The 19,264-nt window shown below is 73.0% G+C and carries 18 protein-coding genes; 7 read left to right on the plus strand and 11 right to left on the minus strand.

What is annotated here, in order from left to right; genetic code table 11:
- Window positions 1-2: 2 nt before the first annotated feature.
- Window positions 3-908, minus strand: a complete 906-nt coding sequence (locus AC24FB_RS07140; RefSeq protein WP_425715689.1) for a macrolide 2'-phosphotransferase — start codon at window positions 906-908, stop codon at window positions 3-5.
- Window positions 909-1,026: 118 nt separating this feature from the next.
- Window positions 1,027-2,001 (minus strand): class 1b ribonucleoside-diphosphate reductase subunit beta, encoded by a 975-nt coding sequence (gene nrdF / locus AC24FB_RS07145; protein ID WP_425715688.1) that lies wholly within the window; start codon window positions 1,999-2,001, stop codon window positions 1,027-1,029.
- A gap of 241 nt (window positions 2,002-2,242) precedes the next feature.
- Here nrdF and AC24FB_RS07150 point away from each other — a divergent pair, with 241 nt between their 5' ends.
- From AC24FB_RS07150 to AC24FB_RS07170, 5 genes are all read left to right on the plus strand, one after another.
- Window positions 2,243-3,184: a hypothetical protein gene (locus tag AC24FB_RS07150; RefSeq protein ID WP_425715687.1), complete on the plus strand. Its 942-nt coding sequence runs from the start codon at window positions 2,243-2,245 to the stop codon at window positions 3,182-3,184.
- Between the two features lie 161 nt (window positions 3,185-3,345).
- The gene (locus AC24FB_RS07155; RefSeq protein ID WP_425715686.1) at window positions 3,346-4,062 is read left to right on the plus strand and encodes a hypothetical protein; all 717 of its coding nucleotides are present in this window, start codon (window positions 3,346-3,348) and stop codon (window positions 4,060-4,062) included.
- Complete coding sequence (locus tag AC24FB_RS07160) at window positions 4,062-4,952, plus strand: hypothetical protein (RefSeq protein WP_425715685.1); 891 nt, start codon at window positions 4,062-4,064, stop codon at window positions 4,950-4,952. The genes AC24FB_RS07155 and AC24FB_RS07160 overlap by 1 nt, the downstream gene beginning before the upstream one ends.
- Window positions 4,949-5,719: a hypothetical protein gene (locus AC24FB_RS07165; protein ID WP_425715683.1), complete on the plus strand. Its 771-nt coding sequence runs from the start codon at window positions 4,949-4,951 to the stop codon at window positions 5,717-5,719. The genes AC24FB_RS07160 and AC24FB_RS07165 overlap by 4 nt, the downstream gene beginning before the upstream one ends.
- 74 nt (window positions 5,720-5,793) lie before the next feature.
- Window positions 5,794-6,630, plus strand: coding sequence for a hypothetical protein (locus tag AC24FB_RS07170; RefSeq protein WP_425715682.1), 837 nt, complete (start codon window positions 5,794-5,796; stop codon window positions 6,628-6,630).
- Window positions 6,631-6,664: 34 nt separating this feature from the next.
- On the opposite strand, the gene AC24FB_RS07175 is transcribed toward AC24FB_RS07170, so the two are convergent.
- The 9 genes from AC24FB_RS07175 to AC24FB_RS07215 all read right to left on the minus strand — a co-directional run bounded on the left by AC24FB_RS07175 (window position 6,665) and on the right by AC24FB_RS07215 (window position 17,028).
- Entirely contained in the window at window positions 6,665-7,672 is a 1,008-nt protein-coding gene (locus tag AC24FB_RS07175) for a glycine betaine ABC transporter substrate-binding protein (RefSeq protein ID WP_425715681.1), read from the minus strand.
- A 269-nt stretch (window positions 7,673-7,941) separates the two neighbouring features.
- Window positions 7,942-8,952 (minus strand): glycine betaine ABC transporter substrate-binding protein, encoded by a 1,011-nt coding sequence (locus AC24FB_RS07180; protein ID WP_425715680.1) that lies wholly within the window; start codon window positions 8,950-8,952, stop codon window positions 7,942-7,944.
- A gap of 58 nt (window positions 8,953-9,010) precedes the next feature.
- Window positions 9,011-9,880, minus strand: a complete 870-nt coding sequence (locus AC24FB_RS07185; RefSeq protein ID WP_425715679.1) for an ABC transporter permease — start codon at window positions 9,878-9,880, stop codon at window positions 9,011-9,013.
- A complete protein-coding gene (locus AC24FB_RS07190) occupies window positions 9,877-11,214 on the minus strand; it encodes a quaternary amine ABC transporter ATP-binding protein (protein WP_425715678.1) in 1,338 nt (445 codons plus the stop codon). Before AC24FB_RS07190 ends, AC24FB_RS07185 begins: the two co-directional genes overlap by 4 nt.
- A gap of 357 nt (window positions 11,215-11,571) precedes the next feature.
- Complete coding sequence (locus tag AC24FB_RS07195; RefSeq protein WP_425715677.1) at window positions 11,572-12,888, minus strand: hypothetical protein; 1,317 nt, start codon at window positions 12,886-12,888, stop codon at window positions 11,572-11,574.
- A 20-nt stretch (window positions 12,889-12,908) separates the two neighbouring features.
- On the minus strand, window positions 12,909-13,925 hold the full coding sequence (locus AC24FB_RS07200; RefSeq protein ID WP_425715676.1) for an ABC transporter permease: 1,017 nt from the start codon (window positions 13,923-13,925) through the stop codon (window positions 12,909-12,911).
- Entirely contained in the window at window positions 13,922-14,656 is a 735-nt protein-coding gene (locus AC24FB_RS07205; RefSeq protein ID WP_463653977.1) for an ABC transporter ATP-binding protein, read from the minus strand. Before AC24FB_RS07205 ends, AC24FB_RS07200 begins: the two co-directional genes overlap by 4 nt.
- 569 nt (window positions 14,657-15,225) lie before the next feature.
- Complete coding sequence (locus tag AC24FB_RS07210) at window positions 15,226-16,035, minus strand: hypothetical protein (protein WP_487561317.1); 810 nt, start codon at window positions 16,033-16,035, stop codon at window positions 15,226-15,228.
- Window positions 16,036-16,161: 126 nt separating this feature from the next.
- A complete protein-coding gene (locus AC24FB_RS07215; protein ID WP_425715673.1) occupies window positions 16,162-17,028 on the minus strand; it encodes an ABC transporter ATP-binding protein in 867 nt (288 codons plus the stop codon).
- A 140-nt stretch (window positions 17,029-17,168) separates the two neighbouring features.
- Between AC24FB_RS07215 and AC24FB_RS07220 the strand changes: the two genes are divergently transcribed.
- Together AC24FB_RS07220 and AC24FB_RS07225 are read left to right on the plus strand one after the other, a co-directional pair.
- Window positions 17,169-18,611: a sensor histidine kinase gene (locus AC24FB_RS07220; RefSeq protein WP_425715672.1), complete on the plus strand. Its 1,443-nt coding sequence runs from the start codon at window positions 17,169-17,171 to the stop codon at window positions 18,609-18,611.
- Window positions 18,608-19,261, plus strand: coding sequence for a response regulator (locus tag AC24FB_RS07225; protein ID WP_425715671.1), 654 nt, complete (start codon window positions 18,608-18,610; stop codon window positions 19,259-19,261). The genes AC24FB_RS07220 and AC24FB_RS07225 overlap by 4 nt, the downstream gene beginning before the upstream one ends.
- The last annotated feature ends 3 nt before the right edge of the window (window positions 19,262-19,264 follow it).

The following is a 19,264-nucleotide window of genomic DNA, read 5'->3' on the forward strand; positions in this document are numbered from 1 at the left end:
CGTCAGGCCGGGTCGAGCAGCTCCTGGGCCGCGGCCCGGTGCGTCGGGTCACCCGTCTCGAGCGCGTAGATCCCGTACCCCACGAGGTTCGCCGCCACGATCTCGGCGCAGTGGTCGGCCAGGCGCGGCCACGTCCGGCCGCCGCTCGCCTCGTAGGCCTCGAGCGTCACCGCGAAGGCCGCCGTGCCGGCCGTCATGTGGTGCAGGGCGAGGTCCGCGCCGGGGTCGCCGACCTTCGCCGTCGTCCAGTCGAGCACGGCCGTCGGCCGCTCGTCGGCGTCGACGAGGACGTGAGCGGGATAGAGCTCGCCGTGCGTGAGCACCGACCAGGTCGGCCAGAAGGAGTCGTCCGCGAGCCAGGAGCGCCACCGCTCGAGCAGCTCGGGCGCCACCGTGAACCCCTCGGCGACCCGGTCCACCTGGCCGGACCACCGGCGTCGGACCTGCTCGGGCGACTCGACCGGCATCCTGGCGGCCCGCGCCACCTCCACGTCGATGCCGTGCAGCTCCGCGACGAGCGCGCCGAAGGCTCGCGCGTACGCCGTCGAGGTCGGGTCGACCCGCCACACCGGCTCGCCCGCGGCGTCGATCGTCAGACCCGGCTCACCGGGCAGCTGCGGGTAGGCGACGAGCTCGGCCGACCGGACCCGCCAGTCGGGGACGGCCACGGTGAGGCGAGGACCGACGGCGTCGAGGACGGCGGCCTCGTCGGCGATCCGCTCCGCCACGTCGGGCCGCCGCGGGACCCGAAGGACCCACCGCTCGCCGTCGTTCGCGGTCGCGAAGGCCACCCGGTAGTCGAGCCCGATCTCCTCGAGCCGCAGCGAGTCCGCATCGATGTCGAGCCCGTGCCGCCGGGCCAGCTCGACGAGCCCGGCCACGGTGTCCGCGGGTGGCGTCCCGGTCATCGGTCCCCCTCGCTCATCGGTCCTCCTCGGTCGTGGACGCCGAAGGCGCCGCCCCTGCGCGAGATGCGGCGCCGTCGTCGTCGGGTGGTGACCGCCGGTCAGCCGGCGGCCGGTGACGTCAGAAGTCCCAGTCCTCGTCCTCGGTGTTCTCCGCCTTGCCCATGACGTAGGACGAGCCGGAGCCGGAGAAGAAGTCATGGTTCTCGTCCGCGTTGGGGCTGAGCGAGGACAGGATCGCCGGGTTGACGGCGGTCTGGTCGGACGTGAACAGGCCCTCGTAGCCGAGGTTGTTGAGCGCCTTGTTGGCGTTGTACTTGAGGAACGCCTTGACGTCCTCGGTCAGGCCGAGCGGGTCGTAGAGGTCCGCCGTGTACTGCTCCTCGTTCTCGTACAGCTCGAAGAGCAGCTCGAAGGTGTAGTCCTTGAGCTCCTGGCGACGCTCCGGCGAGGCCTTCTCGAGGGCCTTCTGGTACTTGTAGCCGATGTAGTACCCGTGGACGGCCTCGTCGCGGATGATGAGGCGGATGAGGTCCGCGGTGTTCGTCAGCTTTGCGCGGCTCGACCAGTACATCGGCGCGTAGAAGCCGGAGTAGAAGAGGAACGACTCGAGCATCGTCGAGGCGACCTTGCGCTTCTCCGGGTCGTCGCCGCGGTAGTACTCCATGACGATGGCGGCCTTGCGCTGGAGGTTCTCGTTCTCCTCCGACCAGCGGAACGCCTCGTCGATCTCGGCGGTGGAGATGAGGGTGGAGAAGATCGAGGAGTACGACTTCGCGTGCACCGACTCCATGAACGCGATGTTCGTGTAGACGGCCTCCTCGTGCGGGGTGACGGCGTCCGGGATGAGGCTGACGGCGCCGACGGTGCCCTGGACCGTGTCGAGCAGCGTGAGGCCCGTGAAGACGCGGGTCGTCATCAGCTTCTCGTCGTCGGTCAGGGTCGCCCACGACTGGATGTCGTTGGACAGCGGCACCTTCTCCGGCAGCCAGAAGTTCGAGGTCAGGCGGTCCCAGACCTCCTGGTCCTTGTCGTCGATGATGCGGTTCCAGTTGATCGCCTGGACCGACGAGACGAGCTTGAGCTTCTCGGACACGGTGCTCCTTGTCGTGCAGCCGCGCGGGCCGTGCGCGCGGTCGGGTGACTCCGCGCGGGGCGCGGGGACGGTGCGCCCATCGTCCCACGAAGCACCGACGGCGTCGCCGACCGACAAGGTGAGGTACGACGTCGACGCGCCGGTCACCACGCCCCGCCCTGACCGGCGGTCGGACGGTCGTGGGGAGGACGGACCACGTGAGGACCGTGACGACCAGGAGCTCGCCGGTGAGAATGCCGGGGTGACCAACTCGCACGGCCCGCATCCGGGACCTCACCGCGGCCCGCACCCCGGGCAGCATCCTGGCCGACTCGTCGGGCCTCACCCCGGTCCGCAGCATCCTGACCGGCACATCGGGCCCCACTGCGGCCAGGCCCCCGGCCTGCTCTCGGGTACGCCCGACGGGGCGAACGCCCACCCGTTTCCCGGTTCGCCACCTGTCCGGGGCCCGTGGGACGACCGGCATGCGGGACGACGCCCGTGGCTCTCCGCGGCGGCCGACGTCGCGGCCGTCACCGCCACCTCGCTGATCGCCACCCTCCTCGCTGCCACGCTCGCCTCGCTCCTGATCGACGAACAGGGCGACTTCCGCCTCGAGGGCGGGCGCCGCATGCCCGAGGGAGATTCGGGCGCCGCACTCACCGCGACCACGATCGCCCTGGTCCTCTCGCTCGTGGTCCTGCGGCTCCACGGCCGTTGGCGCGACCGCCGAGACTGGTACGAGGGCCGCGGCGATGCCCGCTCGATGAGTCCGGGGGCGTGCCTCGGCGTCGACCTCGTCGAGTCGGTGCTCCTCGTTCTTCCGCCGGCGCTGATCCTGCTGACGACCGATGTGCGGGCGGACCGGGAGGTCGGCCTCGCGATGGTGAGCACCGCCGCCTTCCTGCACATCTCCCGTGCCCTCGGCTCGCTCGGTTGGGCGGCAGAACCGTCTCCACGTACCGGCGACAGCCGTCCGCTCGTGGGACGCGGTCGGGGCGCGACGTTCCTCCGGGTCGCACTGGCCGTGGTTGCTGCGGCGGGTGCCCCGCTCGTCGGGCTGCTCGCGTTCGATGACACCGACTTCATCCACGCCGGCGCCACAGTCACTGCCGTCATGCTCCCGATCATCACGTTCGTGGTCTGGCTCCGGTCCCGGACCCGGCGCCCACACGGAACCGCAGACCCGACAATGGGCGCATGACCCTGCACGGCGATCACCCCGTCCCGGCGCCCGGCACGCGCGCCCCCGACGGGAGCGTGTGGAACGGCCGCTTCTGGGAGCTCCCGCCCGGCGGGCCGGGCGGCCCCTCGGCGGGCCCACCACCCGGTAGCTCGCCTCACGGGGCGCACGACCGTCCGGGCATGCACGACCCCTACGGGGCGCACCCGTCGCCCGGCGCCCACACCGTCCAGGGCCGGCATGCCGCCCAGGCACCGCCCCTCGCCCGGACGACGGTCCGCCGGCTCGCCCGCCGCCGCACCATCGCCATCGGGACGGGCGCGCTGCTCGCGACCGCCGCCGCGGCCGTCGCCCTCCCGATCCTCGGCGAGATCCCCGACTTCCGCGGAACCACGTTCGACGAGGTGATCACGGTCGCCGGCGTCCTCGTCGTCGCGCTGCTCGGCTACGGGATCTTGCTCGCCGCCCTGCCCTACCGACGCTGGTCGGGCGGCGCACGGAACGTGACCGAGCCGAAGAACCCGTGGCTCGACCTCCTGCGCGGCCTCCTCGCGATCGTCCCCGCGGCGGTCGTCGCCGGCGCCGGCAACGGCCTCGACGACGCACCTCTCGCACTCGCGGGTGCGCTGGCGTCGGCCACCTTCGGCTACGTCGCCGCGTTGCGCATCCCCTGGCGCCTGCTCGACCACGGCCCCGACGACCGTCGGGCGACCCGCCGGACGCGCGTCTCCCGCGCGCTGGTCGCGCTCCTGCTGGGGCTGCTCAGCCTGGCGCCGATCCTCCTCGTGCCGGGGTACGGCGGCGAGCAGGTCGTCCTCGGCCTCATCCTGCTGGTCGGCGCCCTCGTGGTCTCGTGGGTGGGCTACCTCCTCGGGCACATCCTCCCGGGCGGCCTCTGATGGCGCAGCAGCACGCCGCGCCGCCACCTGGCGCACGCCGTGCTGACGGCGGCGTGTGGAACGGCCGGTTCTGGGAGCTCCCGCCCGGGGGACCGGGCGGCCTGTCGGTCGATCAGCTCCGCGACGACGCACGCGCACGCTCCGGACGTCCGATCGACCCGGGCAGGTCCACACGCTCCGACCTCACGACGACGACGATCGCCTCGATCGTCCTCACCGCGGTCGCCGCGCCGGCGGCCGTCCTCATCGACGCCGACGGGCCTGACGACATGGCCCCCGGGCTGATCGCGACGCTGGCGGCAGGCGCGGGTGTCGTCGTCGGGGGCGTGGTGCTCCTCCTCCAGCGCTTCCGGGTGCACGAGCGTGCCTGGTACGTCGCGCGCAGCGACGCCCGCTCGATGGGCCCGCTCACCGCGCTCGGCCTCGACCTCGCGCAGGCCCTGCTCGGCTACGCGGCACCCGTGGGCCTCGCGATCGGCGCAGCGGCGGCCGGCGAGCGCCTGCTCTCGCTCGCCGGTTTCGCCTCGACCATGTTCGTCGGCCTCACGCTGGCGGTGTGGGGCTCCCGCGACCCGCTGCGCGGCGACGGGTTCCGGCGCAACCTCCGCCACGAGTGGATCCACGAGGTCGTCGACGGCTTCGCCCGGCGCGGCCGGGCCACGCGCTGGACACGGTTCCTGCTCGGGGTGGTGCTCGGCTCGGCGGCGGGCGCGGTGGCCGTCGTCGTCCCCGAGCCCACGCCCGAGGCCGGGATGATGGTCGGGATCCTCGTGGTCATGGCGATCGCGGGCTGGATCTTCTTCGGCATCCACGCCTGGTGGGACAAGGTCGAGCGCAAGGCCTTCTCGACGGCCCCCGGCGGCACCCGACCGGAGGAGCGGGCGCGATGACCTGGGAGCAGCCGCCGCTCGACGGCGGCAGGTCGAGCATCTCGGACATCGCGGCGACAACGCTCGGCGCGCTCCTCATGACGGCCGCCGCCGTCGGCGTCCTCCACCTCATGGCCACGTACGCCGATCCGGACGCACCCGGCGCGAACGCCACGATCGCCGCCTGCACCGGCGCCGTCGCCTACGCGGTGGTCCGCATCGTCCAGCGGTTCCGCATGGACGCCCGGTCCTGGTACACGCCGCGCAGCGACCGCCGGTCGATGAGCCTGCCCACCGCGCTGGTCCTCGACCAGGTCCAGGGAGTCCTGCTCTACGCGCCGCCCGTGGTGCTCACCGTGCTCGCCGCAGAGCGGGGCGACCGGCACCTCGCCCTGACCGGGGCGACGTGCGCGGTCGTGCTCGGCGTCCTCACCGCGATGTGGGCCGTGCGCTGGCCGCTCCTCCACACCGGCCTACGTCAGGTACCGAACCAGTCCGCGCGCTACGAGCCGGTGGTCGGGTTCGTCCGGCGCGCCGTCCCGTCCCGGCTCCTGCGCATGCTGCTCGGCCTCGTGCTCGCGGCCGCCGGGGCGGCTGCGGGTGCGCTCGTGCCCGAGCCTCGCCCCGTGCTCGGCATGATGCTCGCGATCATCCTCGTGCTCGGGTCGGCCGCCGGCGTGTTCCTCCGGCTCAACGACCGCTGGGACAGGCAAGAGGGCCGACGACGCGAGCGGATCATCGCCGAGCGCCAGGAACGAGCGCGCCGCAAGCAGCAGGTGCGCGGGTGAGGGACGCGCCGAGGGGGCGCGGATGAGCTGCGCGCCACGGGGGTGCCGATGAGCAGGGCGCCGAGGGAGGACCGATGAGCCGGCCGCCGGACGGACGGCCCTGGCCGGCCCCCGACCGCGGGCCGGCCGACGAGCTGTGGCCGGGACGCCGATCGTGGCCGTCGGCGGGCTGGGACCTCGTAGCGACCACCACGATGGCGGTCGTCGCCGTCGTCGTCGCCGCCACCCTCGCCCCCGCGCTGCTCGACGACACCGGCCGTCTGCGTGTCGACCTCTTCGACGGGACCGACGGCGCGCCGGCCGCGGCGATTGCGGCCGCGGCCGTCGGACTCGTCGTCGCTCTCGTCGTCCTGCCGGTCTACCGGCGGTGGCGCAACGGCCGACCCTGGTACGAGGGACGCGGCGACACGCGATCGATGGGCACCGGCGCCGTGCTGCTCGTCGACCTCGTCCAGGCCGCTCTGCTCACGATCCCGCCGCTGGTGGTCCTGCCGGCTATCGACCTCTCCCGGCACCCGGAGAGCGGGCTCGCAGCGGTTGCCGCAGCTACGGCTCTGCTCGCCCTGCGCGGGGCGACCGCGCAGGTCTGGGCCGGCGAGGCACAGCCACGGAAGGGGGACCCGCGGCTACTGGCGCCCCGCTCACGGGTCGCGAAGGTGTCCCGGATCGGGGCCGCCTGGCTGATGGCCCCGGCCGGGCCGCTCGTCGGGCTCGTCGCGTTCGAGGACGGCGAGGCGTTCGTCCTGGTGGCGGTCCTCGTCGCGGTCCTCGTGCCGCTCGTGAGCGTGGTGTCGTGGTTGAGGTTCCGGACGCCGCGGCCACCCGGGTACGCGGAGCCGACGGTGCCGCGACCGGGGGCTCGCGCCCCGGACGGCCTGGGGCCGGGGGCCGGTCCGCACGCCACGCGCTGAGCGCACCGACGCCGACCGTCCCCCGCCCCGGGCGTCAGCTCTCGGTCTCGGAGCTCTCGTCGTCGTCGGATGATTCCGTCCCGGACCCGGACCCGGACCCGGATCCGGAACCGGACTCCGAACTCGACTCTGCGCCGGGCCCTCCCGCGTACTCCCCCGCGAGCATCGCGTCGACGTAGTCGGGGTTCTCCTCGAGCCACTGGTCCACGGCCTCGTCGTTCGACTCGCCGCCCAGCTCGTTGAACATGATGTTCTCGAGGGAGTGCAGCTGGTCGCTGGTCATGTAGAAGCCGCTGAGCCACTCGGCGATCTCGGGGTGGTCCTCCGAGAAGCCCGCGGTGCCGTACACGTAGATGTCGTCCGGGGTGCCGAGCGCTCCCTGCGGATCCTCGAGGTCCCGGATGGGGAAGGCGTCGTACGCCCAGTGCGGGCGCCACAATGTCACGACGATGTTCTCACCGGACGACACGGCGGCGTCGAGCTCGGAGAGCATCGCGGTGGTCGACGAGGTCACGAGCTCCATGTCCTCCAGCCCGTAGGTGGGGATCACCTCGTCCTCCGTGAGCCCGGTGAGCACGGCCCCCTCCTCGATGCCGACGATCCGGTTGCCGAACTCGTCGGCGTGGTCAGCGAGCTCGTCGAGGGACGTGATGGGGGCGTCCTCGTTGACCGCGATGGTCATCGGCGCCTCCTCGTACCACATGCCGATCTCCTCGACCCGGTCGCCGTACTCCTCGATGTGCGGCGCGTTGGCGTCGGGGAGCCATACGTCGTAGTTGAGGTCGTACTCGCCCTCGGCCAGACCCGTCCACAGCACCGCCATGTCGACGGTCTCGAGCTCGACCTCGTACCCCCGGTCCTCGAGGATCCGCTGCCACAGGTGACCCGTCGCGAGCGCCTCCTCCCAGCCGGCCGGGATGCCGATGACGACGGGCTCGTCGCTGCTGCCCGCGTCGTCGTCGGAGCCGCCGCAGGCGGCCAGGGTGAGGGCGATTGCCACGGCCACCGAGACGGACGCGGTGCGATGGGTGATGGTGCGCATATGGTTCCTTCCACTGCTCATCTGCCAGGAGCGGCCCAGCTGCGCGCTCCGTCGGTGGGGATCGATCCTCGGCGACCTCGGGTCCGGCGCCCCGTGCCGCCGCCGTCCACCGGATCCTCGTCGTTCCCGGTCGACTCCCCGTCCGGCTACCCGCGTCGCCGCGCCCCCGGACGGCCGCGCGGCCCGCCCCGGAGGCCGGGGCGGGCCGCGCGTCGTGCTCGTTCGTGCCGGGCCGCGCCCGGCGTCGCCGCTCGATCAGCGGCGCGGGATCAGCTCTCGGTCTCGGCGCCGTCCTCCGAGGAGGACTCGGAGCCGGACTCGGAGCCCGAGCCGCCGCCGACCACGGAGTCGATGAAGTCGGGGTTGTCCTCGAGCCACTGGTCGACGGCCTCGTCGTTCGAGTTGCCGCCCATCTCGTTGAACATGATGTTCTCGAGCTCGGCGAGCTGCGCGTCCTCGAACGTGAAGCCCGAGATCCACTCGGCGACCTCGGGGAACTCCGAGGAGAACTCCGCGTTGCCGTACGTGTAGATGTTGTCCGGCTCGCCGAAGGCGCCCTCGGGGTCCTCGAGGTCGCGGATCGGGAAGGCGTCGTAGGCCCAGTGCGGGCGCCACAGCGTGACGACCACGTTGTCACCGGCGTCGATCGCGGCGCTGAGCTCGGAGAGCATCGCCGTGGTCGAGGAGATGACGTACTCCATGTCCTCCAGGCCGTAGGTCGGGATGACCTCGTCCGTGGTGATGCGGGTGAGGCCGGCGCCCGGCTCGATGCCGACGATGCGGTTGCCGAACTCGTCCGCGTTGTCCGCGAGCTCGTCCAGGGACTGGATCGGCGCATCCTCGTTCACGGCCATGGTGAGCGGGGCGTTCTCGTACCACATGCCCAGCTCCTCGAGGTCATCGCCGTACTGCTCGATGTAGTCGGAGTGGGTGTTCGGCAGCCAGGTGTCGAAGTTGAGGTCGAAGTCGCCCTCGGCGAGACCCGTGAAGACCACGCCGGCCTCCGCGGTCTCGAGCGTGACGTCGTAGCCCTGCTCCTCGAGGATGGCCTGCCACAGGTGGGAGACGGCGATGCCCTCCTCCCAGCCGGAGTGGACGCCGATGGTGATCTCGCCACCCTCGCCGCCGCCCTCGCCCGAGTCGCCGCCGCCCTCGCCCGAGTCGCCGCTGGTGTCGCCGCCCGTGTCCTCGGACTCGTCCTCTCCTCCGCCGCACGCGGCGAGGGTGAGGGCGAGGGCCGAGACGGTGGCCGCTGTGGTGATGAGTCGCTTGGTTCGCATGTCTCTCCTTGGGTTCCTCAGGGGTGTCGTTCTGCGCGGGGGCGCGGGATCGTCCGGGTCAGCCCTTCGCCATGCGGTTGGCGCGGTTGACCGCGCCGTGCTGGGCGAGGGAGGCGGTGAGCCGGTCGAGGTACATGGCCAGGATGACCACGCCGAGGCCGGCCTCGAAGCCGAGCCCGATGTTGATGCGCGTGAGTGCCGAGTAGACCTCCGCACCGAGGCCGGGGGCGCCGACCATGCCGGAGATGACCACCATCGACAGCGCGAGCATGATGACCTGGTTGACGCCGGCCATGATGGTCGGCTGGGCGAGCGGCAGCTGGATCTGCCGCAGGATGCGACCCGGGGTGGAGCCGAAGGCCTGACCGGCCTCGACCACCTCGGGGTCCACCTGCCGGATGCCGAGCTCGGTCATGCGCACGGCGGGCGGCAGGGAGAAGATGATCGTGGCGACGATGCCCGGGACCTCGCCGACGCGGAAGAGCACGACGGCGGGGATGAGGTAGACGAACGCGGGCAGCGTCTGCATGAGATCGAGGAAGGGGCGCACGATCGCCGACGCGCGCGAGCTGAGCCCCGCCCAGATCCCGAGCGGGATGCCGATCATGACCGCGATGATGCTGGCCACGAGGACCAGGGCGAGCGACATCATCGCGTTCGTCCACTGGTCCATGCCGTAGATGAGCAGCAGGCCGAGGAGTGATCCGAGCGCCAGCTGCCATCCCTTGGCGAGGAAGGCCGCGGCGACGAGGATCGCCATGATCACCCAGAACGGGGGCTCGCTCAGGGCGACGACGAGGCCGTCGTAGGCGCCACTGAAGATGACGCCGATGAGGTCGAAGAACGCGTCCAGCGTGCTGGTGAGCCAGTCGACCGCCGCGTCGGCCCACTCGCCGACCGGGACGCGGAAGAGCAGGTCGTCGTTCATCGCGTCTCCGTCTCGGTCGTCGTGCTGTCGGTGGTCGTGCCGTCGGTCGCCGCGGCGAGGTGGGCGCCGGAGGCGGCGCCGGTCGTCGAACCGGCGTCACCCCCCGTGCCCGCCGCGTCCGGTGGCGGGAGCTCCTCGACCGGTGTCCCCGTGTCCTCGAGCTCGTTGGGAACCATCGCCTCGAGCAGCGACACGCGAGGGACGACGCCGAGCAGCCGGTCGTCGTCGTCGGTCACCGCGACCGCGAGGCGGGCCTCGGCGGCCGGGGCGAACACCTCCGAGATGGGGGTGTCGACGTTGACGGCGCTGTCGTCCGGGTGGATGTACGGCGCGATGGTCGACTCCTTGCGACGCTGGGCGTCGAGCAGCTCGTCGTCGTAGACCGAGCCGACGAGCTTCTGCCGCCGGTCGATGACGTACGCGGCGGAGACCTGGCCGTCGCGCAGGGTGCGCAGCGCCTCGCCCGGGCCGTAGTTCTCCCACACGGTGGTCGCCGGACGGGTCATGACCGAACCGGCCGTGATGACGCGCGACCGGTCGACGTCCGCGATGAAGCGGGCCACGTACTCGTCGGCCGGGTCGGAGAGGATCTTCTCGCCGGAGTCGATCTGCACGATCCGGCCGTCCCGCATGACCGCGATGCGGTCGCCGAGACGGACGGCCTCGTTGAGGTCGTGCGTGATGAAGACGATGGTCTTGCCGAGGCTGGTCTGCAGCTCGACGAGCTGGTCCTGCATCTCGCGGCGGATGAGGGGGTCGAGCGCGGAGAACGCCTCGTCCATGAGGAGGATCTCGGTGTCCGACGCGAGCGCACGGGCGAGTCCGACGCGCTGCTGCATGCCGCCGGAGAGCTGGGCCGGGACGGCGTCCTGCCAGCCGCCCAGGCCGGTGATCTCGACGACCTCGCGGGCACGCTCGAGGCGCTCGGACCGCCCGACACCCTGGATCTCGAGCCCGTAGGCCGCGTTGTCGAGGACGGTGCGGTGCGGGAGGAGCGCGAAGTGCTGGAACACCATCGAGACCTTCGTGCGGCGGATCGACCGCAGCTCGGCCCCCGAGGCCTTGGCGATGTCGGTCCCGCCGATCTCGATGCTCCCCGAGGTCGCGGGGTGGAGCCCGTTGAGGGTGCGGATCAGGGTCGACTTGCCGGAGCCGGACAGTCCCATGACGACGAAGATCTCGCCGGGCTCGACGTCGAAGCTCGCGTCGATGACGGCCGCGGTGCCGAGGTGCTTGATCTCGTCGCGGCTCGCGCCCTTCTCGAGGCGATCGACCGCTCGACGGCCCTGGCGGCCGAAGACCTTGTAGACGTTCCGTGCACTGAGTGCGACCATCTGTCCTCCGTGATCCGAGCCTGTCCGCGTCCCGTCCTCGGACGGCACACGGTGGTCCGCTCGGCGCGCACCAGGCTTCTCGTCGTCACGAGCACGCGCCTGGCCGGCATCGTCCCCGGGATGCGAGGGCGGCACCTGGCCCGGCCGGATCCGTTTCCGGGCGCGGCCGAGCAGCGCTGTGACCGTTCAAGGGTGGGGGTCAGGTGGAGGGATGGCAAACATGACGATGACCGTATTCCCTGCGTCCCACGGCCCGAATCCGGTGGAACCCCAACGAATATCAACGATCTGGCACGGATGGGTGATCGTTAACCCTTTGTGACCGGATCATGCGCTTTCGTGGCCCGGCTCACCGCGTCAGGACTGATCTGCCATGGAGATCGAGTCGTCGAGGTACTCGTTCGTGTACAGCTGCGCCGGGTCGAGGGTGTCGAAGGACACCGCGCCCTGGTCGACGAGCACCGGCAGGTAGGTGTCGACGATCTCCTGCATCCGCTCCGGGTCGAACGCCCCGAACGTCCCCGACGCCGGATCGTCGTGCACGAGGTCCTCGGCCAGCTGGGTCTCGACCGAGTACTGCGCCACGCCCTCGGAGTAGGTCCAGGAGAGCTGGTAGCTCTCGACGAGGTCGAGGATGAGGTCCGTGGCCGGGCCCGGGTCGGCGAGGAAGTCGATCTGCGACTGCTGGAGGACGGGGACGAGCCGCTCGAGGCAGGGCGCGAGCTCCTCGACCCGGTCCGCCCGCACGGCGACCGGCCCGGGGTAGGTCGAGTGCCCCACCTCGGCGAGCAGCCCGCTCGCCACGGGGCGGCCCCACGGCTCGACCTCGTTCTCGTACACGTACGGCTCGTTGGTCAGCAGGCCCTGCTGGACGATGCTCGGGTCGGAGACGAACCGGGCCGGCGTCCCCTCGTAGCTCGTGTCCGACCGGGAGAGGTCGAACTCGGTGGTCGACGCGACGAGCGCGGGCAGCACCGGCCCGCTCGTCACCACCGTGGCGTCGGTCGCGACGATGTCCTCGACCGTCTCGGCCTCCGGGTACGTCTCCGGGTCCCACATGAGGATCTGGGGAGACACCGTGAGCTGGGAGACGACCGCGACCGTCGGCTGCGCCTCGTGGTTGACGATCGCCGAGTCCGTGTTGACGGCCCCGACGGTGATGTCGTCGTCGAGGTACATGAGAGCGGCGACGGACTGGAAGCCGACGTTCGGCCCGCCCGGGCGCACCTCGATCTGCACGCCGGTGTCGACGTCGCCCGCCACGAGGGAGCCCGTCACGGACTTGGCCTCGGTGTCGATCTCGTGGTCCTCGCCGACGAGCTCGTACATCGCGCCGTGCTCGGCCTGTGGCTGCCAGTCCTGCTGCATGACGACGGTGGCCGGGCAGACTTCGGCCAGGTCGAGCGCACTGCCCGCCTCGGCCGCGGTCGTCCCGGGCGCGGGGCCGTCGCCCGCCCCGTCGTCGTCGGACCCTCCGCCGCAGGCCGCGAGCACCATCGCCAGCCCGACGAGCGCCACCCCGCCCCGCCCCTTCCGTCGAGACTGCGGTTCGTACCCGTCGAGATTGCGGTTCGTCGTCGAGATTGCGGTTCGTCGTCGTCGAGATTGCGGTTCGTGCACGCCCGGGGCGGGGTTCGTCGTCGTCGGGGGCGTCGTTCGTCGTCGGGGAGTCATGGGGTCTCCGGTTCTGCGGCTCACGCGCGCGGTCCGTACCAGCGGCTGATGACGAGGGAGTCGAGGATCGCGAACACCGCGAACACGACGACGCCGAACAGCGCGGTCAGCGTGATCGCCGTGAACAGCGCGTCCATCTGCAGGCGCAGCGTGTACGTGCGCAGGAGCCCGCCGATGCCGGCCGGACCCTGCTGGAAGAAGTAGTCGCCGACCAGCGCGCCGATGACCGAGAGCCCCGCCGCGGTGCGCAGGCCCGTGAACATCGACGGCACGGCGGCGGGGAGGGTGAGGTGGCGCAGGCGCTGCCAGCGGCTCGCGCGGTGGAGGGTGAACAGGTCGTGCGCCGGGCTGCCGGCGGAGCGCAGCCCGAACAGGGTCGTCGAGATCATCGGGAACAGCGCGATGATGACGCAGACGATGACCCGCGCCGGGAACCCGTAGCCGAACCAGATGCCGATGAGCGGCACGAGGGCGAGGATCGGGATCGTCTGGAGGATGACGGCGTAGGGGTAGAGGACCTTCTCCACCCACCCGGCGAGCGACATGAGCACGGCCCAGGCCACACCCAGCACGACGGCGAACCCCAGGCCCGCCATGGCCACCACCACGGTGTTCCCCAGGGCGTCGAGCATCGGGCCCATCACGCGGTCGTCGGCGAGCGCGCCGGCGTAGACCTCGTGCGGCGGCGGGAGCAGGAACCGCTGGTCCTCGGGCAGGACGAGGTAGGAGACGGCGTACCAGATCGCCACGATGCCCGCAATCGCCACGGCGACCGGCCAGGCCGCGCCGAGCCACGCGCGGGGGCCGCTCCCCCGGGTGCGCCGCGGAAGTGCCGGAGCGTCCCCGACGCCGGAGCCCGGGTCCGGGCGGGCATCGGCACCCTGGAGGGTGGGCTCGGCAGGGAACGACGGGGCGTCGGCGGGGAGGGCGGGGTCGTTCGTCGTCGGGCGGGGTGAGGACCGGGGGTCCTCCGACGGCCGGCCGGTGACCGCGGGGGCGATGTCGTTGGGAGCGGTGTCCGTGTCTCGGGCGCTCATGCGTGGGCCCCCAGCGCGGCCGAGATCTCGCCGGTGAGGGCGGCGAACTCGGGCTCGTAGCGGAGCTCGGGCGGGCGATGGCGGCCCCACGGGACCGGGACGTCGGCGACGATCCGGCCGGGCCTGCCGCTCATGACGAGCACCCGGGTGGAGAGGTAGGCGGCCTCGGACACCGAGTGCGTGATGAACACGGCGGCGAAGGAGGCGGTGGTGAACAGGCGCAGGAGCTCGGTCTGCATCGTCAGGCGAGTGATCTCGTCGAGGGCGCCGAAGGGCTCGTCGAACAGCGCGAGCTCGGGCTCCCGGACGAGCGCGCGGGCGAGCGAGACGCGCATCCGCATGCCGCCGGAGAGCTCTCGCGGGTAGCGGTCCTCGGAGCCCGCGAGTCCGACGAGCTCGAGGGCGGCGAGCGCCTCGCGGCGGCGCTGCGCCCGCGGCACCCCGGTGAGGTGGCCCGCGAGCTCGACGTTGCCGAGCGCCGTGCGCCACTCGAGGAGGGTGGGGTCCTGGAAGACGTAGCTGATCGCGTCCGTCCGGGTCGTCAGGGTGCCGGCGGTGGGCCGGTCGAGGCCGGCCGCGAGGCGCAGGAGCGTGGACTTCCCGCAGCCCGACGGGCCGACCACCGTGACGAGCTCGCCCGGGGAGACGGTGAGGTCGACGTCCGTGAGCGCCACGGTGCCGGTGCCGTTCCCGGCGCCGAAGGTCTTGCCCACGCCGTCGAGAGTGAGCATCGGCGAGCCGGCCCGGGCGTCGGGGGGTGCGTCGGCCGGTGCGTCGGCGTGCGGGGTCGAGAATCGTGCGGCCTGTGCCGTCATCGGGGGGCGCTCTCGGTCGGGGTCACGGTGGTAGGCGCCGCCGGTCGGCCCTGGCCGTCCGACCCGGTTCCGCGTCACCCGTGCCCACCTCGACCGGGTGCCGCCCTGGGGCCGGCTCGGGATGACGCGGGTCCCTGTCTGCCCGGGTCGAGGTTGCGGTCAGCATAGTCCCGGTGTCGAGAGTGCGGCTGAGGAGCCGCGATGTGCCAGGAGTGCGGCTCAGCCCGGTCACCGAGATTGCGGTTCGTCGTCGTCGAGATTGCGGTTCGTCGCCGGGGCGGTCGTGGATCGCAGCGGTCGAGAGTACGTTTCGTCGTCGCTGAGACGGTCGTGGATCGCAGCGGTCGAGAGTGCGGGTGGGGCTCCCCCCACCCGCACTCTCGACACCTGTCCGCACCGCTCCCGGCGGTCCTGACCCGCATGCTCGACGTGCACCAACCGCAATCTCGGCGCGCACCAACCGCAATCTCGACGAAGAAGCCGGGTCAGGAGACGTCGGCCCGGCGGACCCGCCATACGCCCACGGCCATCGGCGCCACGATCCACAGCCCGACGGCGGTCAGCAGGTGCGGCCAGCTGGCCACCGTGCCCTGCGTGAGGTCGCCGACGGCCTGGCTGAACGCGAGCCACGGGGCGATCTCGGCGAAGCGGTCCCCGAGCATGAGCTCGAGCGAGTTGACGACCTGCGGCCCGGCCAGGCCGATGACGATCGCGAGCGGGGTGCTGAGCGTCGCGGCGCCCCAGGCGGACCCGAGCGCGGCGTACAGCAGGAGCGCCGCGGTCACGCCGGCGCACACGCACACGAGCTCGCCGGCGGAGCCCAGGTCCACGCCCGCCACGGCGGAGACCGCGATCGCCACCACGAGGCAGGACAGAGCCACGACCAGCCCGACGACGAGGCCCGCCGCGATCTTCGCCGCCATCACGCGCCCTCGACGGTGATCCATCGCGAACGTCGAGACGATCGATCCCTGCCCCCACTCCGAGGTGATGAGCAGGCTCGTGAGCACGGGCAGGAGCAGCGCCGCGGCGATCGAGCCGGCGCCGAGGACGAAGCTGACCGTCGTCCCGGCCGCGCCCTCGGCCACGATCGCGGCGACGACGAGGAGCGGCGCAGCCCCGAGCGTCACGGCGGTGAGCACGGCGCCGGAGACGGTGTCGACCGACTTGCGCAGCTCGATCCGCAGCCGGCGCCACGTGGTGAGGCCACGGACGGGGGTCGCCTCGTCGTCGGGCGTGGTGGTGACGGTGCCGCCCATGGCGGCGGGTCCTGCGTCCAGCTCGGTGGTGGTCATCTCGGGTCCTTCCGGTGCGTGCGGGGAACGGGGGGCGGTGCGGGAGCCGGTGGTGGTGCGGGTACCGGCGTCGGCGCCGGGTCGGGTACCGGCGGCGCTGGTCGGGGCGGTCATCGCGATCACTTCTCAGGCGGCCGTGAGGGAGAGGAAGGCGTCCTCGAGCGCGGAGCTCGCGGGGGCGAGGAGCGTGAGCGGCACGCCGGCGGCCTGGGCGGCGCGGCCCACCTCGTCGGCGCTCGCCCGGACGTCGACGCCGTCGGTCCCGGTCACGGGGTCGAGTCCCGCCGCGGTGAGGGCGGCGAGGAGCGCGGACCGGTCGGTCGCGTCGACCCGCACGGACCCCGCGCCGACGACCTCGGCCGCCGTCCCCTGCGCGAGCAGGCGCCCCGCCCCGATGACGACGTACCGGTCCGCCACGGTCTGCACCTCGGCGAGAAGGTGGGAGGACAGGAGAACGGTTCCGCCGTCGTCGGCGAAGTCGCGCAGCACGCCACGGAACCAGCGGATGCCCTCGGGGTCCAGGCCGTTGAAAGGCTCGTCGAGGATGAGGGCGCGCGGGTCGCCGGCGAGGGCGACGGCCAGGCCGAGGCGCTGGCGCATGCCGAGTGAGTAGGCGCGCACGCGGCGGTCGGCGGCGTCGGTGAGGCCGACCCGTTCGAGCAGCTCGACCGCATGACGGGCCGGCCGGTCGACGGTGAGCAGGGCGAGCTCGAGGATCTCGGCCCCGGTGCGGCCGCGGTGGAGGGCGGCGGCGTCGAGGAGCTGGCCGACCACGCGGCCCGGGTTGACGAGCTCCGTGTAGGGGCGGCCGTCGACGAGCGCCGTGCCGGACGTCGGCCGGCTGAGCGCGCAGACCATCCGCATCGTGGTGGACTTGCCGGCCCCGTTGGGGCCGAGGAACGCGGTCACGGCACCGGCGGGCGCCGTGAGCGTCAGGTCGTCGACGACGGTGCGCCGGCCGTAGGTCTTGGTGAGGAGCTCGGTGGTGATCATGGCTCCAGCCTCGTGATCCAGCGGGATGCGATCCTCGGCCGTGCGGTCAGACCTGCCCCCGACGAAAGTCGGAGGAGCGGCGGCCGGAACGCGCCCGAACGTCGGGGTCGCCCGGCGCTTCCGCTCTCTACGCTGTCGGGGTGACCGAGGTCGGAGGGACGACGGGCGAGCGACGGGGTGCGCTGGGCAGCACCGGCCTCCCCGGCACCGCCCGCCCCGGCACCGCCCGCCCGGGCGGCGCCCATCCAGGCGCCGCCCGCCGTCGCCCCGGGCTGTGGCGCTCGGCCGTCTATCTCGTCCTCGTCGTCGGCGACTACGTCTCCAACCTGCTCCAGCCGGAGCACGCGCCGTGGCAGGACGTCGTCGCCCTCGTCCTCCTGCCGGCCGTGGTCGTGGGCGTGCTGCACCGGGTGCGCGCGCCCCTCGTGCTCCCGGCCGCGACGCTCCTGCTCGGCGCGCTGACCGGGTCCTCGCTCGTCACGCTCGGGGTGTTCGCCCTCGTCCTGCGCCGCCGCGACCTGGTGGCGGGCGGCTTTCTCCTCCTCGCCGCCCTCACCCAGCTCTCCCCGTGGGGCGAGCGGGTCGCCGACGTCTGGGTCACGGGGGACGGTGGTGGTGGGGCTGGTGGCGGGGTCGATGGTCCGGGTGGTTGGGCCACGGCCCTCGAGGTGGCCCTCAGCGTCGCGGCCGCCGTGGTCGTGCCCGCCCTGCTCGCCGCCTACCTGGCCGCGCGGCGCCGCCTCGCCGCCGAGGAGGCCGAGCGGGCCCGGCTGGCCGAGGACGCCCGGGTCGCCCGGGAGCGGGAGGCCGTCCTCGCCGAGCGGCGCCGGATCGCGGCCGAGATGCACGACGCCGTCGGCCACCAGCTCGCCCTCATCAACCTCCAGGCCGGCGCGCTCGAGGTCAACCCGGGGGCCGGGCCGGAGGTCGTCGAGCGGCACGCGGCCGCCGTCCGCGCCGCCGCCACGGCCGCCACCCGCGACCTGCGCGCCGTCCTCGACGTCCTCGGCACCGACGACGCCCCCGCCGCCCTCGGCCCGCAGCCCGGCCTCGCGGACGTCGACACCCTGCTCGACGACGCCGAACGCGCCGGCGCCACCGTGCGCCGCGACGTGGCGGTCGAACCCGGCGCCGAGGTCCCGGACGCCACCGGCCGCGCGGCGTACCGGATCGTCCAGGAGTCGCTGACGAACGCGCTGCGCCATGCGCCGGGAGCCGTCGTCGAGGTGACGGTGGCCGCCGACCGCGCCGACGGCGTGCGGGTGAGGGTGCGCAACGCGATGCCCCGCCGCTCGGCCGGCTCGGCGACGGCAGGGTCGACGGAGGACGCCCGGCGCACCGGCCTCGGGCTGCGCGGGCTCACCGAGCGCGCCCGCAGCGTCGGCGGCACGCTGAGCGCCGGGCAGGAGCCGGGGGACGGAACCGGACCCGTTCCTGGAACGGGGCACGACGACGCCGGGTACTGGATCGTGCGGGCCCACCTCCCCGCGGAACCGTCGGCAGCTGCGCCGGGCACCACCCCTGACACGTCGCCTGCGCCCGCCGCACCCACCCCGACCGGTCCGACCAGGGAGACGCCATGATCCGGGTCCTCGTCGTCGACGACGACGCGCTCGTCCGCTCGGGCCTGTCGATGATCCTCGCCTCGGTCGACGACCTCGAGGTGGTGGCCGAGGCCGCCGACGGGCGCGCCGGGGTCGAGGCGGCGATCGCCCACCGCCCCGACGTCGTGCTCATGGACGTGCGGATGCCGGTCCTCGACGGCATCACCGCGACCGCCGAGATCACGCGGGCCGTCCCGACCGCCCGGGTCTGCGTGCTGACGACGTTCCAGCTCGACGAGTACGTGTTCGGCGCGCTGCGCTCGGGCGCCGCCGGCTTCCTGCTCAAGGACGCGGGGCCGCGTCAGATCGTCGACGCCGTGCGATCGGTGGCGGCGGGCGAGGCGATCCTCTCCCCCGCCGCGACCCGGACGCTCATCGACGCCTACGCCCCGATGGACGACACCGCGGAGGTCGCGGCCGCCCGGCGGCTCCTCGACGAGCTCACCCCGCGCGAGCGGGAGGTCGCCGACGCCGTGGCCCGCGGCGAGTCGAACGCCGAGATCGCTGCGGCGCTGCACATGTCCGAGACGACCGTGAAGTCCCACGTCACGCGGATCTTCGGCAAGCTCGGGGTCGACAACCGGGTGAAGGTCGCGATCCACGTGCGCGTGGCGGGTGGCCGCAGCTGACGA

The organism is Georgenia sp. Z1344, from assembly GCF_057652375.1.